The sequence below is a fragment of the Arthrobacter sp. ZGTC412 genome (assembly GCF_002929215.1).
In the GTDB taxonomy this organism is placed as follows: Bacteria; Actinomycetota; Actinomycetes; order Actinomycetales; family Micrococcaceae; genus Arthrobacter.
In genome coordinates this window covers 349,841-364,521 of sequence record NZ_PJII01000002.1, presented here as the reverse complement: position 1 = coordinate 364,521, position 14,681 = coordinate 349,841, and the positions used below count along the sequence as shown (strand labels likewise).

General features: G+C 65.9%; 14 protein-coding genes. All 14 read left to right on the top strand.

Features of this window, described 5'->3' with window-relative positions; all coding sequences use genetic code 11:
* Positions 1 to 43: 43 nt before the first annotated feature.
* The 14 genes from CXQ88_RS04780 to CXQ88_RS04715 all read left to right on the top strand — a co-directional run bounded on the left by CXQ88_RS04780 (position 44) and on the right by CXQ88_RS04715 (position 14,656).
* Entirely contained in the window at positions 44 to 1,624 is a 1,581-nt protein-coding gene (locus CXQ88_RS04780) for an ABC transporter ATP-binding protein (RefSeq protein ID WP_104043014.1), read from the top strand.
* Positions 1,617 to 2,990, top strand: a complete 1,374-nt coding sequence (locus CXQ88_RS04775) for an ABC transporter permease (RefSeq protein ID WP_104043013.1) — start codon at positions 1,617 to 1,619, stop codon at positions 2,988 to 2,990. Before CXQ88_RS04780 ends, CXQ88_RS04775 begins: the two co-directional genes overlap by 8 nt.
* Positions 2,987 to 4,312: an ABC transporter permease gene (locus CXQ88_RS04770; protein WP_104043012.1), complete on the top strand. Its 1,326-nt coding sequence runs from the start codon at positions 2,987 to 2,989 to the stop codon at positions 4,310 to 4,312. The genes CXQ88_RS04775 and CXQ88_RS04770 overlap by 4 nt, the downstream gene beginning before the upstream one ends.
* Positions 4,313 to 4,316: 4 nt before the next feature.
* Positions 4,317 to 4,724 carry a cytidine deaminase gene (locus CXQ88_RS04765; RefSeq protein WP_258061681.1) on the top strand — a complete coding sequence of 136 codons (408 nt, stop codon included), beginning with the start codon at positions 4,317 to 4,319 and terminating at the stop codon, positions 4,722 to 4,724.
* Positions 4,718 to 6,052: a thymidine phosphorylase gene (locus tag CXQ88_RS04760; protein ID WP_104043010.1), complete on the top strand. Its 1,335-nt coding sequence runs from the start codon at positions 4,718 to 4,720 to the stop codon at positions 6,050 to 6,052. The genes CXQ88_RS04765 and CXQ88_RS04760 overlap by 7 nt, the downstream gene beginning before the upstream one ends.
* Positions 6,053 to 6,058: 6 nt before the next feature.
* Complete coding sequence (locus tag CXQ88_RS04755) at positions 6,059 to 6,688, top strand: DedA family protein (protein ID WP_104043009.1); 630 nt, start codon at positions 6,059 to 6,061, stop codon at positions 6,686 to 6,688.
* A 126-nt stretch (positions 6,689 to 6,814) separates the two neighbouring features.
* A complete protein-coding gene (locus CXQ88_RS04750) occupies positions 6,815 to 7,546 on the top strand; it encodes a DedA family protein (protein WP_104043008.1) in 732 nt (243 codons plus the stop codon).
* A gap of 40 nt (positions 7,547 to 7,586) precedes the next feature.
* A complete protein-coding gene (locus CXQ88_RS04745; RefSeq protein ID WP_104043007.1) occupies positions 7,587 to 8,723 on the top strand; it encodes an adenosine deaminase in 1,137 nt (378 codons plus the stop codon).
* A 58-nt stretch (positions 8,724 to 8,781) separates the two neighbouring features.
* Positions 8,782 to 9,393 (top strand): MazG nucleotide pyrophosphohydrolase domain-containing protein, encoded by a 612-nt coding sequence (locus CXQ88_RS04740; protein ID WP_104043069.1) that lies wholly within the window; start codon positions 8,782 to 8,784, stop codon positions 9,391 to 9,393.
* Between the two features lie 132 nt (positions 9,394 to 9,525).
* The gene (gene eno / locus CXQ88_RS04735) at positions 9,526 to 10,806 is read left to right on the top strand and encodes a phosphopyruvate hydratase (RefSeq protein ID WP_104043006.1); all 1,281 of its coding nucleotides are present in this window, start codon (positions 9,526 to 9,528) and stop codon (positions 10,804 to 10,806) included.
* A gap of 124 nt (positions 10,807 to 10,930) precedes the next feature.
* Positions 10,931 to 11,614 carry an FtsB family cell division protein gene (locus CXQ88_RS04730; protein WP_104043005.1) on the top strand — a complete coding sequence of 228 codons (684 nt, stop codon included), beginning with the start codon at positions 10,931 to 10,933 and terminating at the stop codon, positions 11,612 to 11,614.
* Between the two features lie 28 nt (positions 11,615 to 11,642).
* Positions 11,643 to 12,314 (top strand): DUF501 domain-containing protein, encoded by a 672-nt coding sequence (locus tag CXQ88_RS04725; RefSeq protein ID WP_104043004.1) that lies wholly within the window; start codon positions 11,643 to 11,645, stop codon positions 12,312 to 12,314.
* Positions 12,311 to 13,258: a Ppx/GppA phosphatase family protein gene (locus CXQ88_RS04720; protein ID WP_104043003.1), complete on the top strand. Its 948-nt coding sequence runs from the start codon at positions 12,311 to 12,313 to the stop codon at positions 13,256 to 13,258. The genes CXQ88_RS04725 and CXQ88_RS04720 overlap by 4 nt, the downstream gene beginning before the upstream one ends.
* A gap of 6 nt (positions 13,259 to 13,264) precedes the next feature.
* Positions 13,265 to 14,656, top strand: a complete 1,392-nt coding sequence (locus CXQ88_RS04715; RefSeq protein ID WP_104043002.1) for a S8 family serine peptidase — start codon at positions 13,265 to 13,267, stop codon at positions 14,654 to 14,656.
* The last annotated feature ends 25 nt before the right edge of the window (positions 14,657 to 14,681 follow it).

Genomic DNA, 14,681 nt, shown 5'->3' with positions numbered 1-14,681 from the left:
CCCGTCCGGTCGATCACTGGACGCTTCGAGATTGGTCAGAGTTTTGAAACTTGAGCTCAGAGGGATCACTAAACGCTTCGGAACCCTGCTCGCCAACGACCACATCGACGTGGTGGTTGAGCCCGGACAAATACACTGTCTGCTCGGCGAGAACGGGGCCGGAAAATCGACCCTGATGAATGTGCTGTACGGCCTCTACGAGCCGTCCGAGGGCGAAATCCTCATCGACGACAAGGCGGTAGCCTTCCGCGGACCCGGCGATGCCATGGCGGCCGGGATCGGGATGGTGCACCAGCACTTTATGCTGGTCCCCGTCTTCTCGGTGGCCGAGAACGTGGCGCTCGGTGCAGAGCCCACCAAGGCCGCCGGTTTCCTTAACCTGGAAGAGACGCGCCGCCGGATCAAGGAAATCTCTGATCAGTACGGCTTCGACGTCGATCCGGACGCCCTGGTGGAGGACCTGCCGGTGGGCGTCCAGCAGCGCGTCGAAATCATCAAGGCGCTGGTCCGCAACGCCAAGGTCCTGATTCTCGACGAACCCACCGCAGTCCTGACACCCCAGGAGACCGACGAACTGCTTGACATCATGCGCCAGCTCAAGGCCGGCGGAACGTCCATCGTCTTCATCTCGCACAAGCTGCGCGAAGTGAAGGAAGTTTCGGACACCATCACCGTGATCAGGCGCGGCAAGGTGGTGGGCACCGCAGACCCCGCTGCCCCCACAGCGGAACTCGCCTCGATGATGGTGGGGCGCGCCGTCAGCCTGACCCTCGACAAAGCACCCGCGCAGCCGAAGGAGAAAACCTTCGAAGTCCGGGACCTCACAGTCATCGCTTCCAACGGCCAGCACGTGGTGGACGGGCTCAGCTTCGACATTGCCCGCGGCGAGATCCTGGCCGTGGCAGGCGTCCAAGGCAACGGCCAGACCGAACTCACCGAAGCAATCCTTGGGCTCCAGGACCGGGTCTCCGGCTCCATCAGGCTGGACGGCAAGGAGCTGCTGGGCCGGTCCGTCAAGGAAGTCCTGCACGCCGGCGTCGGATTCGTTCCGGAAGACCGCAAGGTGGACGGTCTGGTGGGCACGTTCTCAGTGGCAGAGAACCTGGTCCTGGACCTCTATGACAAGCCTCCCTTCGCGAAGGGCATCAGCATGAGCCCGGCGAAGATCCTGGAGAACGCCAAGGCCCGCATCGGCGAATTCGACGTCCGGACGCCCTCCGCCGCAGCCGCCGCAGGTACGTTGTCCGGCGGCAACCAGCAAAAAGTGGTGATGGCCCGCGAACTCTCCCGCCCGCTGCGCCTCTTCATCGCCTCCCAGCCCACCCGCGGTGTAGACGTGGGCTCCATCGAGTTCCTGCACCGCAGGATCGTGGCGGAACGGGACCAGGGCACCCCGGTGATGATCATCTCCACCGAGCTGGACGAGGTCATGGAACTGGCAGACCGCATTGCGGTCATCTATAAGGGCAAGCTGGTGGGCATTGTTCCGGGCGGCACCAGCCGTGACGTGCTGGGCCTCATGATGGCGGGCATCCCGCCGGAGGAACACGCGCACACCACAGGGCAGGCGCCCGCAGCTGCCACGGCCTCCACTTCCGACGCCGAAGGAAACGACCATGTCTGACAAGCATCCACCCAAGCACGCAGCCGAAGAGGGCAGCAGCAAAGCGCACCGGGCGGCCCCCGCTGCAGAGGAGACGGCCGCCGTCGTATCCGTTGATACTGCCGGCGGCGCCATGGAACCCTCCGCGGTTCCCGCAACTGCCCAAAGCGGGCAGCTCCCGGGCGGCCCGGATACCCTGCTCCGCAAAATCTTTACCGGGAGCGGCATGGTCTCGGTCCTGGCCGTCCTGCTGGCGCTCATCATCGGCGGCCTCCTGATCGCCAGCACGGACAAGCAGGTGGCCACGACCTCCACCTACATCTTCGCCCGTCCCACCGATTTCCTGGCAGCTGTGTGGAACGCCGTCACCCGCTCCTATATCGCCCTGTTCCAGGGTTCGGTCTTCAACCCCCGGGGCAACAGCGTCGCGGCCCAGTTCGCACCGTTTATGGAAACGCTCACCATTGCCACGCCGCTCATCACAGCCGGCCTTGGCGTGGCACTTGCCTTCCGCGCGGGACTGTTCAACATCGGCGCGCAGGGACAGATCATCGTGGCCGGCATCCTTGCCGCGTGGGTGGGCTTTGCACTCCACCTGCCCCTGGGACTGCACCTGCTGCTGGTCCTGGTGGCCGGCGTCATCGGCGGTGCCTTCTGGGGCGGACTGGTGGGGCTGCTCAAAGCCCGGACGGGCGCCCATGAAGTCATCCTCACCATCATGTTCAACTACATCGCGCTGTACTTCCTGCGGTACCTGCTGAACACACCCGCCTTCCAGCGGCCGGGGGAGACGAACCCCATTTCGCCCATCCTGGACCCCACCGCCGTGTACCCTCAAATTTTCGGCACGCAGTACCGGCTGCACCTGGGCTTCCTCCTGGCCATCGCGGCCACCGTCCTGGTGTGGTGGCTCCTGAACCGCTCCACCGTGGGCTTTGAGTTCCGTGCCGTGGGCGCCAACCCCAAGGCTGCCCAGACCGCAGGCATCAATGTTTCCCGCTCCACCATCCTGGTGATGGCCATCGCCGGTGGCCTGGCCGGCATGTCCGGTGTCGCCCAGGTTGCCGGCACGGAGAAAGTCCTCACGGACGGTGTGGCCGCCACCTATGGATTCGACGCGATCACCGTCGCACTCCTGGGCCGTTCGACGCCGTGGGGCACCTTCGCTGCCGGCCTGCTGTTCGGCGCCTTCCGCGCCGGAGCCGTCCAGATGCAGATCCAGACCGGAACCCCGATCGACATCGTCCTGGTGGTCCAGTCCCTGATCGTCCTCTTTATTGCGGCCCCGCCGCTGGTCCGGGCCGTTTTCGGCCTGAACCCCCGCCGCAAGAAGCCGGCCCGGGCGGCCAAGTTCCGCCAGGCAGCCACAACCGGAGGTGCAGCATGAGCACAAAATTATCGTCGCCCCGCCCCGGAAACCCACAGCCGGGTGACACCTCGAACGGCACCGGCACTAACGTCGTCTCCGCCAAGCCGGTGACCTGGCGGACGCCTGTCCTGCTCACGGTCTTCGGTCTGATCGCCCTGGTCTTCTTTGGTTTGCTGGCGCCCCACCAGACCGCCAGTTTCGGCATCTCCACGGGCGAAGACTTTTTCCAGCTGCCGGCCCTTGCCGTGAACGCGTTCGCGGGCGGCATCGTGTTGTCCGTCCTCCTGCTGGGGCTCGCAGCCTATGCGTTGTTCCTGAAAACCAAGGACCGGCCGGCTCCCGGGTGGCTGACAGTAACCTTCATCGTCCTGTTCGTGGCCGCCTTCCTCATCTGGGTGGTGGGCGGCGCGCGGACCCCGAGCATCTCGCTGGCCGGGCTCATCGCCGGGTCCGTCACCCTCGCCGTCCCACTCGTGTTCGGCTCGTTGTCGGGCGTCCTTTGTGAGCGCGTCGGCGTGGTCAACATCGCCATCGAGGGCCAGCTCCTGGGCGGCGCATTCACCGCCGCCATCGTGGCCAGCATGACGCAGAACCCCTTTATAGGGCTGCTGGCCGCCGCAGTGGCAGGGGCCGTCGTATCCATGGTGCTGGCGGTGTTCAGCATCAAATACCTGGTCAACCAGATTATTGTGGGCGTGGTGCTCAACGTCCTGGTCTCCGGCGTAACCGGCTTCCTGTTCAGCACGGTCATGCAGGAGGACAGCGACCAGTTCAATTCACCTCCCGGGCTGGACATCATTGAGATCCCCGTCCTGTCCAGCATCCCCATCATCGGGCCCATCCTTTTCCGCCAATCGCTGGTGGGATACCTGATGTACATCGCGGTCCTGGTGGTGTGGGTAGGCCTCTTCAAGACCCGGTGGGGCCTGCGGGTCCGCGCTGTGGGCGAACACCCCCAGGCGGCCGACACCCTGGGCATCAACGTGAACGCCACCCGGTTCTGGAACGTCACCCTGGGCGGGGCAGTAGCCGGCATCGGCGGCTCCTTCTTTACCCTCGTGGCGATCGACAGCTTCACCAAAGAGATCTCCGGCGGGCGCGGCTTTATAGCGCTGGCCGCCCTGATCTTCGGCCGGTGGAACCCGATCGGCGCGTTCTTCGCCGCACTCCTGTTTGGGTTTGCAGACAACCTGCAGAGCATCGTGACAATCATCGGCACCCCGGTGCCCAGCCAGTTCATGGCCATGCTGCCCTACCTGGTAACGGTCCTCGCCGTGGCCGGACTGGTAGGGAAGTCCCGAGGGCCGGCAGCCAGCGGCATCCCGTATGTCAAGGGATAACGGCGTGACCGCCGAAAAAGCCGTGGACTGGCCCGCCCTGGAGGCTGCCGCCGTCGACGCCATGAGTAAGGCGTACACGCCCTACTCGAAGTTCCCCGTGGGGGCGGCAGCCCTTACGGAGGACGGCCGGATCGTCAGCGGCTGCAACGTGGAGAACGCGAGCTACGGCCTGACCCTGTGCGCAGAGTGTGCTCTAGTGGGCAACCTGCACATGACCGGCGGCGGCCTGCTCCGCGCGTTCTACTGCGTGGACGGCAAGGGCAACGTCCTGATGCCGTGCGGGCGCTGCCGCCAGCTGCTCTACGAATTCCGTGCCCCCGGCATGCAGCTCATGACCACCCAAGGCATCAAGACGATGGACCAGGTGCTGCCCGACGCCTTTGGTCCCGAACACCTGGAGGAAACATGGTGACAGAGACCCGCGCAACGGAAAACAAGGCCGAAGCGTTCGACGCCGTCGACATCATCCGCACCAAGCGGGACAAGGGCACGCTGAGCCCGGACCAGATTGACTGGACCATCGACGCCTACACGCGGGGAGCCATCGCGGACGAGCAGATGGCCGCCCTCAACATGGCCATCCTGCTCAACGGCATGAACCGCAGCGAAATCGCCCGGTGGACGGCCGCCATGATCGCTTCCGGGGAACGGATGGACTTTTCCAGCCTGCGCCGCCCCGACGGCGGGCTGAAGTACACCTCGGACAAGCACTCCACCGGAGGCGTAGGGGACAAGATCACCCTGCCCTTGGCACCACTGGTAGCGGTCTTTGGCGTCGCCGTTCCGCAGCTCTCCGGCCGGGGACTCGGCCACACCGGCGGCACACTGGACAAGCTCGAGGCTATTCCGGGCTGGCGGGCCTCCCTCAGCAACGAGGAGATGCTGGCGCAGCTACAGGACGTGGGCGCGGTCATTTGCGCAGCGGGCGCAGGCCTCGCTCCCGCAGACAAAAAGCTTTACGCCCTCCGCGACGTCACCGGCACCGTAGAGGCCATTCCGCTCATCGCCTCGTCCATCATGAGCAAAAAGATCGCCGAGGGCACCGGCTCGCTGGTCCTGGACGTGAAGGTGGGCAGCGGCGCGTTTATGAAGGATGAGGCAACGGCCCGTGAACTGGCGGAGACCATGGTGGCGCTAGGTAAGGATGCCGGGGTCAACACCGTGGCCCTCCTCACCAACATGAGCACGCCGCTGGGCCTGACTGCGGGCAACGCCATCGAGGTCGAGGAATCCGTCGAGGTGCTGGCGGGCGGCGGCCCCGACGACGTGGTGGAGTTGACGGTCCGGCTCGCCGAGGAGATGCTCGCCGCTGCAGGAGTGCGCGACGCCGACCCTGCAGCTGCCCTCAGGGATGGCCGTGCCATGGACGTCTGGAACCGGATGATCGAGGCGCAGGGCGGGGACCCGCGGGCCAAGCTGCCGGTGGCCCGGGAATCCGAGGTGGTTTACGCCCCGGCGGACGGAGTGCTTGTGGAACTCGATGCCCTGGCGGTGGGTGTGGCAGCCTGGCGGCTCGGCGCGGGGCGGGCCCGCAAGGAGGACGTGGTGCAGGCAGGTGCGGGAGTCCGCATGCACGCCAAGCCAGGCGCCGTGGTCCGGGCGGGCGAGCCCCTGATGACCCTGCTCACGGACACCCCGGAACGGTTCACCCGCGCCAAGGAAGCGCTGGAGAACGCCGCAGTCATCGCACCCGAGGGATCGCGGCCGGCACAGCGCCTGATCATTGACCGCATAGCATAGGGACACATGCAGGCCATCAATGACTTCATCCTCGCGGCAGCAGGACAGCCCTGGGTACTCTTCCTTGTTTTGGCATGCTGCATCATTGACGGCTTCTTTCCGCCCATCCCCAGCGAGTCAGTGGTGGTGGGTCTGTCCGCCGTTGCTGCCACCGCGGACGTTCCCAACCCCTGGGTCCTGATGCTGGTGGCGGCTTTGGGCGCCTTTTCCGGTGACAATATCGCTTACCTGATCGGGCGCAGGGTGGGCACCCGGCGCTGGGCCTGGATGCGGGGCCCCCGCATGCAAAGTGCCTTCCGGTGGGCAGGCCGGGAGTTGCGCAAGCGCCCGGCCTCGCTCATCCTCGTGGCGCGGTTCGTCCCGATCGGCCGGGTTGCGGTGAACCTCACGGCCGGCGTCACGCACTATCCGCACCTGCGCTTTGTGGGGCTGACTGTCCTGTCGGCCAGCCTGTGGGCGGCCTATTCGGTGGGAATCGGCCTCTTCTTTGGCCAGTGGTTTGAAAACAACCACCTCCTGGGCGCTGTCATCGCCATCATATGTGCCGTGGCGTTGGGGATTGTGGTGGACCTCGTCATCAACCGGGTCCGGCGCAGGCCTCCCATGGTGGAACGGATGAAGGAACCAGAAGCCTAGCCGGACCGTTGTTCGGGCAGGACGGGGCGTAGCGAATTGCGCCGCGGCCGTGGGACACTTAGGAACGATTTCCGCTTTGGCTGCGTCACCTTTGGCCGGTGCCATTTTGCATAGGAGCAAGACCGCGTGGAGTTTATTAATGAGGCCGTGCTCCATGCAGCTGGCCAATGGTGGATCTACCCGGTCCTGCTGTTGTTTTTCTTTGTGGACGGCTTCGCCATGGTGGTCCCCAGCGAGACCCTCATCGTGGCCCTTGCAGCGTTTTCCCGCCACAGCGGGGAGCCCAATCTTTGGATCCTTGGCCTCACCGCCCTGATCGGTGCCATTGCCGGGGACAACATGGCTTTTATGCTCGGACGCCGGATCGGCCTGAACCGCTGGAAGTGGATGCGCCGGCCCAAGGTCCAGAAGGCCTTCGGCTGGGCGCGCTACGAACTGGATAAGCGCGGCGCCGTGCTGGTCTTCACTGCCCGCTACATTCCCTGGGGCCGGGTGGCTGTCAATTACGTTGCCGGAAGCACCGGCTTCTCCCACCGCCGCTTCTTCCTGCTGGACGCCTTCGCCTGCATCACGTGGGTGGGGTATTCCATCGGGATTGGCCTGTTAGCGAGTTCCTTCCCGTGGCTGCACCACAACCCTCTGCTCAGTGCGGGCATTGCAGTGGTGTTCGCTATTGTGCTCGGCATCCTCATCGACCACCTGCTCCGGTTGTGGCACAAGCACCTTGCCCGCAATGACGCCGAAGAAGTGGATGAGTGGCTCGACGGCGGTGCCAACGGGGCACGGGACGGCCAAACCGGCGGCACCGCCGTCATGGCACCCGCAGCCGCCGCAGACGGCGAACCGGCCGCCACCTAGCCGCTGGCATTGAACTGCTGCCCACCCTAAGGTGGGGTACGTGACTGAGCCTATTGTTGACGCTGCCCCTGCCATCGATTTTGACCTGAAGAACCTGCCCAAGGTTTCACTTCACGACCACCTGGACGGAGGACTCCGTCCGGCCACCATCATCGAACTGGCCGAGGCCGTAGGCCACACCCTTCCGTCGACCGATCCGGTGGCGCTCGGCCAATGGTTCCGGGAGTCCGCGGACTCCGGCTCCCTGGTCCGCTACCTGGAGACGTTCGACCACACCGTGGCTGTGATGCAGACCGCCGAAGGGCTGGTCCGGGTAGCCAAGGAATTCGTCGAGGACCTCGCTGACGACGGCGTGGTGTACGGCGAAGTGCGGTGGGCGCCGGAGCAGCATCTGCAGAAGGGCCTCACCCTGGACGAAGCCGTGGAAGCGGTGCAGGAAGGTCTCGAGGCCGGCGTCGAGGCCGTGGGGGAGACCGGCCGGGAAATCCAGGTGGGCCAACTGATCACCGCCATGCGCCACGCTGACCGCGGCCAGGAGATCGCCGAGCTTGCCGTCCGCCACCGCAACAAGGGCGCCGTGGGCTTCGACATCGCCGGAGCCGAGGACGGTTTCCTGCCCTCCCGCTTCAAAGAGGCCTTCACCTACCTTGCCCAGCAGAACTTCCCGGCCACTGTGCACGCCGGCGAGGCAGCCGGACTGGAAAGCATCCAGTCCGCGCTGGTGGACGGCCGGGCGCTGAGGCTGGGACACGGCGTCAGGATCGCCGAGGACATCATGGTCGAGTTCGACGACGACGACGAGGCCGAGGACACCATCGGCCTGGTGACCCTCGGCGACCTCTCCAGCTGGGTCCGCGACCGCGGCATCGCCCTGGAGATCTGCCCGTCCTCGAACCTCCAGACCGGGGCAATCGCCGGATTCGGTGACGGCATCGAGAGCCACCCCCTGGACATGCTTTACCAGCTCGGCTTCAACGTCACCATCAACACCGACAACCGGCTGATGAGCGGCGTCACCCTGACCGACGAGTTCGACCTCCTCGTGGAAACCTTCGACTACGATCTCGACGACTTGCTGGAGCTGACCCTCAACGCCGCCGAGGCATCCTTCCTGCCCCTTGAGGAGAAGGAAGCACTGGTGGAGTACATCAACGACGCCTACGCAAACCTTGGCTGAAACGGCCACTGAGCGGCTGATAACCGAAATAGGACAGCTGCGGGAGCACTGCCCGTGGATGGGCGCGCTGACCCATGAGTCCCTGGTGGAGTACCTCCTGGAGGAGGCCTACGAGCTGGCGGAAACCATCGAGGCCGGGACGGGCAAGGAAACGGACGACGCCGAGCTCCGGGGCGAGCTGGGCGACGTCCTGCTCCAGGTGGTGCTGCACGCCCGGCTCGCCGAGGAGCGCGGGGCCTTCACGTTCGACGACGTCGCACGCGGCCTGAGTGCCAAGATGGTCCGCCGGAACCCGCACGTGTTCCGCCCGGACGGCTCCCTGCAGGACAGCTTTCCGGCCACGGTTGATGAGATCGTCCAGAAGTGGGACGCCGTGAAGCGGGCAGAGCGGCCGGAACGGCGGGATCCGTTCGAAGGCATCCCGCTGGCGCTCCCGGCGCTGGCCCGGGCGCAGAAGTCCATCGACCGCGCGGCGAGGGCTGGGTTTCAATCACCGGTGGTTGAACCTCCGGTGGAGGTGCCCGCTTTCACGTCGGAGGACGAGCTCGGCGAGCTGCTGCTCGCCGTCGTGCGTTCTGCCCACGCCAGCGGATTCGACGCCGAGCGTGCCCTGCGCGGCGCGGTCCGGAACTACCAGCAGCGTGTCCCGGACCAGCACCAACAGAGGTAACCGCACCATCATGACGTCCGGGGCCGGATAGGTTTCCGTAACCCGGACCACTCTCGACTACGCTGGTCCGTGACGAGTACGTCGAGTTTTCAGCTGTATTTCCCCCGTTAATCAGCCATAAGGAGCAAATTCATGGCGCTTATCGATGCCATCCACGCCCGCGAAATCCTTGATTCCCGCGGCAACCCCACAGTAGAAGTTGAAGTACTGCTCTCCGACGGCCAGATCGGCCGCGCAGCAGTTCCCTCCGGTGCTTCCACCGGTGAGCACGAAGCCGTTGAGCTGCGTGACGGCGACAAGGGCCGTTACCTCGGCAAGGGCGTCCAGAAGGCTGTTGACGCCATCATCGACCAGATCGCTCCTGCCCTGACCGGCTTCGACGCCACGGACCAGCGCAGCATCGACCAGGCCATGCTGGACCTTGACGGCACGCCGAACAAGGGCAAGCTGGGCGCCAACGCCATCCTCGGCGTATCCCTGGCCGTTGCCAACGCAGCCGCAGCCTCGGCTGACCTGCCCCTGTACAAGTACCTGGGCGGCCCGAACGCCCACGTCCTGCCGGTCCCGCTGATGAACATCCTCAACGGTGGCTCGCACGCCGATTCCGACGTCGACATCCAGGAATTCATGGTTGTTCCGCTGGGTGCCGAGACCTTTTCCGAGGGCCTGCGCTGGGGCGTTGAGGTTTACCACGCCCTCAAGGCCGTGCTGAAGGAAAAGGGCCTCGCCACGGGCCTTGGCGACGAAGGCGGCTTCGCGCCGAACCTGCCCTCCAACCGTGCAGCACTGGACCTGATCCAGGAGGCCATCAAGAACGCCGGCTACACCCCGGGCAAGGACATCGCACTGGCCTTGGACGTCGCCTCCTCCGAGTTCTTCAGCGACGGCGCATACCAGTTCGAAGGCAAGGCCCTGACCTCCGCCGAGATGAGCGCCTACTACACCGAACTCGTCGCCGACTACCCGCTGGTCTCCATCGAAGACCCGCTGGACGAGAACGACTGGGACGGCTGGAAGACCCTCACCGACTCCATCGGCGACAAGGTCCAGCTGGTGGGTGATGACCTCTTCGTCACCAACCCCGCCATCCTGCAGCGCGGCATCGACACCAAGACCGCCAACTCCCTGCTGGTCAAGGTGAACCAGATCGGTTCGCTCACCGAAACACTCGACGCCGTGAGCCTGGCCCAGCGCGCCGGTTACACCACCATCACCTCGCACCGCTCCGGCGAAACCGAGGACACCACCATCGCCGACATCTCGGTGGCGACCAACGCCGGCCAGATCAAGACCGGTGCCCCGGCCCGCTCCGAGCGCGTTGCCAAGTACAACCAGCTGCTTCGCATCGAAGAGGAACTCGACGACGCCGCACGCTATGCAGGCCGCAGCGCGTTCCCGCGTTTCAAGGGCTAGTAGCCGCATCAACTGCGCGGCGGTGGCTATGGTTGAAAGACCATAGCCACCGTTGTTGTTTCGGCAGTATTAGTTCCAGCCCAGCTAGTGGCGGCCCAGGCAGGCTGCGTGTTTCAGGAGTGTCATGGCTACCCGCCGTCCCAAAGTCCCAAAGGTCGCTCCACCCCGCCAGGAAACCGCCGGGGATGCGGATGTCATTCGCGCGGATTTTGGTACCGCCAAAGACAGGCCCGGCACCCGCGGGGCCGGCGGGAAAGCTGCGGCACCGAAGGCAGACAACGCATCGGGTGGCAACTCGCCCGGCTCCAGGAATGCATCCGGGTCCCACGGCGTCACCGCGCCTGCCGGCGGAGGGAAGGGGAGCCGTTCCCAAAGCACCTCCCCGGCGGCCGGCACCGACGCCGCGGATGAGCAGCAGCCCGTCCCCGCCAAGGCGTTTTCCGGCCGGATGCTCGCGCTGGCGGTGGTGATGATTGCCATTACCATCATGCTGGCGCCCACCGTGAAGATCTTCTTCGACAAAAGGGCAGAAATCGAAGCGCTGAATGCGGACATCGCAGCCCGGGTGGCCGAAGGTGACAGCCTGCGCCAGCAGGTCTCCCGCTGGGAGGACCCCAACTACGTGAAACAGCAGGCCCGCGACCGCATTAACATGGTTATGCCGGGCGAAACCGGCTACTGGGTCTTCGGCAGCGATTTGCCGGCCGGAGAAAGCAGTAGCCAAACCGGTGCAGCAGCACAAGACCCCGCCGATCTGCCGTGGGTGGATTCCCTGTGGGAGTCCATCACGCGCGCGGCCACAGACTGAACCGCAAAAGGAAGGACGGCCCGCGACAGTGGAACTTAACACGGCAGCCGCCCGGGACGCATCCCGCCAGCCATCAGCACGAGACCTGGAAGTACTGAGCCGCCAGTTGGGACGGCCGGTCCGGGACGTCGTCGAGATTCCCGCGCGCTGCGTCTGCGGCAACCCGCTGGTGGCCGCAACCGCTCCCCGCCTCGCCAACGGAACCCCGTTTCCCACCACCTACTATCTGACTCACCCGGTCATTACCTCTGCGGTTTCCCGGCTGGAAGCAGCAGGTGTGATGACCGAAATGAACGAGCAGCTGGCCGGTAACATTGAACTGGCCAACGCCTACCGCTCCGCGCACGAGGCCTACCTGGCAGCACGCGCGGCCATCGGTGAGCGGTCCGGAATCGGAGCTGTCCCCGAGATCGATGGGATTTCCGCCGGCGGGATGCCGACCCGCGTCAAGTGCCTCCACGTCCTGGTGGGGCATTCACTCGCCGCCGGTCCGGGAGTCAACCCGCTGGGAGACCAGGCCATCTCCGCGATCAGTGAGTGGTGGACCACAGACAGGTGCTACTGCGAAGGCGCCTGGGATACGACAGGTGAAGCCCCGGCCAGGGACCTCAGCCGGCACGGGCCGCAGGGGCTGCCGGACATCGTGGGCCGCCCCGCGCCGGTCCGGAAGACTTCCGGGACTGCCGAGGCCGGTAAATGACCCGCGTCGCCGCCATCGACTGCGGCACCAATTCCATCCGCCTCCTGATCGCGGACATCGACCGCAGCAACGGAACCACCAGCCTCAAAGATGTCGTGCGCGAGATGCGCGTAGTCAGGCTGGGCCAGGGAGTGGACGCCACCGGCGAATTGGCCCCGGATGCCCTGGAACGCACGTTTGCGGCCACCGCCGAGTACGCCAGCCTGATAAAGCGGCACGGTGCCGTCAAGGTCCGTTTCGTTGCCACCTCCGCCAGCCGTGACGCACGGAACCGGGACGTCTTCGTGGACGGCATCCGGGACCTCCTGGGCGTGGAACCTGAGGTCATTTCCGGCGATGAGGAAGCGGCGCTGTCCTTTGCCGGAGCCAGCAGTGTCCTGCCCATCCTTGATGGCCAGGAGGTGCTGGTGGTTGACCTGGGCGGTGGAAGCACCGAGTTCGTCCTGGGTACGGCAGCCGGGGTGACGGCGGCCAAGTCCGTGGACATCGGTTGTGTGCGCCTGACCGAACGGCATCTGCGCCAGGACCCGCCCACCGCTGAACAGATAGCTGCCGCGGAAGCTGACGTGGACGCCGCCATCGCCCGCGCCGGACAGGACGTACCCCTGGAACGCGCCACCGCCGTCGTGGGCGTTGCCGGTTCCATTACCACCATCACCGCGCATGCCCTTCGCCTTCCTGAATATTCACCAAACGCGATTCACGGCACTGAACTGCCCCTCGACACAGTCCGGGCGGCCTCCGCCGACCTCCTCGCCATGACGCGGTCGGACCGCGCCGCCCTGCCCTACATGCACCCCGGCCGGGTGGATGTCATCGGCGCGGGGGGACTGGTGTGGGGCCGGATCCTCGAACGGCTGGCAGAGCTCAGCGGCGGGCGCATCGCCACAGCCACGGCCAGCGAACACGACATCCTCGACGGCATAGCCCTGAGTATCGGCTGACGGCCCATGCAGATATCCACGACCCGGATCAGACCACCGCTTGGACGGACCGGCGCAGCCCTGCTCGCGCTGGTCCTGGCCGGCGGCTGCCTCGTCAGCGGCCTGTTCGCCGCCCCGGCGGCGCAGGCGGACGAATGGCGCGACAAGCAGTACTGGCTGGCAGAGTCCGGCATCACCAAGGCCTGGGAGGTATCCAAGGGCGCCGGGGTCAAGGTAGCCGTAATCGACAGCGGCGTGGACGCCCAGCACCCGGACCTGAAGGGAGCCGTTGCCGGCGGCTATGACGCCTCCGGTTCCGGACAGCCAAACGGCCAGAAGGGCGTAGGCTCCAAGACGGAACACGGCACGCTGGTGGCCACCATGCTCGCAGGACGCGGCCACCAACCCGCAAAAGCCTCAGCCTCACCCTCGCCCTCGCGTCGCCCCGGAGCCCTTCCCCCTGACGGAATCGTGGGGGTAGCTCCGGAAGCCCAGATCCTCGCGGTCTCCACGTGGCTGGGCTCAACGAACCCGTCGGGCAAAAGCGACCAGGACCAGATCCCCGAGGCCGTCCGTTGGGCGGTGGACAACGGCGCCAGGGTCATCAACATTTCCCTTGGCAGCACCACCCCGCAGTGGCCGCAAAGCTGGGACGCGGCCTTCCTTTACGCCGAGCAAAAAGACGTAGTGATTGTGGCCGCCGCCGGCAACCGGGTGGGCGGGAACATTCAGGTGGGCGCTCCTGCCACCATTCCCGGCGTCCTCACGGTTGCCGGCCTGGATCGCAAGGGCACAGCGAGCGTTGATGCATCCTCCCAGGGAATCAGCATCGGCGTAGCGGCGCCCGCGGAGAACCTGCTGGGCGGCGTGCCAGGCGGCAGCTACGCGGAATGGGCGGGGACCTCCGGCTCCACACCCATCGTTGCCGGCGTTGCCGCGCTGATCCGTTCCAAGTGGCCGGACATGAGCGCCGAACAGGTAGTCAACAGGATTGTTTCAACGGCGAAGGACGCCGGAGCCCCCGGCAAGGATCCCCTTTACGGCTTCGGGGTCCTCAACGCAGAGGCGGCGCTGAAGGCCGACGTGCCCGAAGCAGCTGCAAACCCGCTTGGTTCCATCAGTGAATGGATCCGGGTCCACCGGCGGGGCAACTTTGCCACCCCCGCGCCGCTGCCCACCGCGGAAGTCCCCAGCGCGGTGCCCACCCTGCCGGAGGCCACCGTACCCGCGGCCGAGCCGCCGTCGCAGCGGGACAGTGCCCTCGGCGCCGCCGTCGTGATCGGGTTTAGCCTGCTGTTCGTGGCGATCATCGCGGCAGCGGTGATCCAGCTCCGGCGGGCGGCGGGGAGACCGACGGAGCCGGCGGAGGAGCCCGACACAGGCGTGATTGGCAGGGTGGATTCCAAGCGTCAGACCTAGGCCCTGTAGCTTTTGGGCAGTTAGT

Bases quoted from the DNA above. Each gene is read 5' to 3' on its own strand.
- CXQ88_RS04720 (WP_104043003.1), top strand. From the start codon at position 12,311: ATGACCCGCGTCGCCGCCATCGACTGCGGCACCAATTCCATCCGCCTC.
- eno (WP_104043006.1), top strand. From the start codon at position 9,526: ATGGCGCTTATCGATGCCATCCACGCCCGCGAAATCCTTGATTCCCGC.
- CXQ88_RS04775 (WP_104043013.1), top strand. From the start codon at position 1,617: ATGTCTGACAAGCATCCACCCAAGCACGCAGCCGAAGAGGGCAGCAGC.
- CXQ88_RS04740 (WP_104043069.1), top strand. From the start codon at position 8,782: ATGGGCGCGCTGACCCATGAGTCCCTGGTGGAGTACCTCCTGGAGGAG.
- CXQ88_RS04760 (WP_104043010.1), top strand. From the start codon at position 4,718: ATGGTGACAGAGACCCGCGCAACGGAAAACAAGGCCGAAGCGTTCGAC.
- CXQ88_RS04755 (WP_104043009.1), top strand. From the start codon at position 6,059: ATGCAGGCCATCAATGACTTCATCCTCGCGGCAGCAGGACAGCCCTGG.
- CXQ88_RS04730 (WP_104043005.1), top strand. From the start codon at position 10,931: ATGGCTACCCGCCGTCCCAAAGTCCCAAAGGTCGCTCCACCCCGCCAG.
- CXQ88_RS04770 (WP_104043012.1), top strand. From the start codon at position 2,987: ATGAGCACAAAATTATCGTCGCCCCGCCCCGGAAACCCACAGCCGGGT.
- CXQ88_RS04715 (WP_104043002.1), top strand. From the start codon at position 13,265: ATGCAGATATCCACGACCCGGATCAGACCACCGCTTGGACGGACCGGC.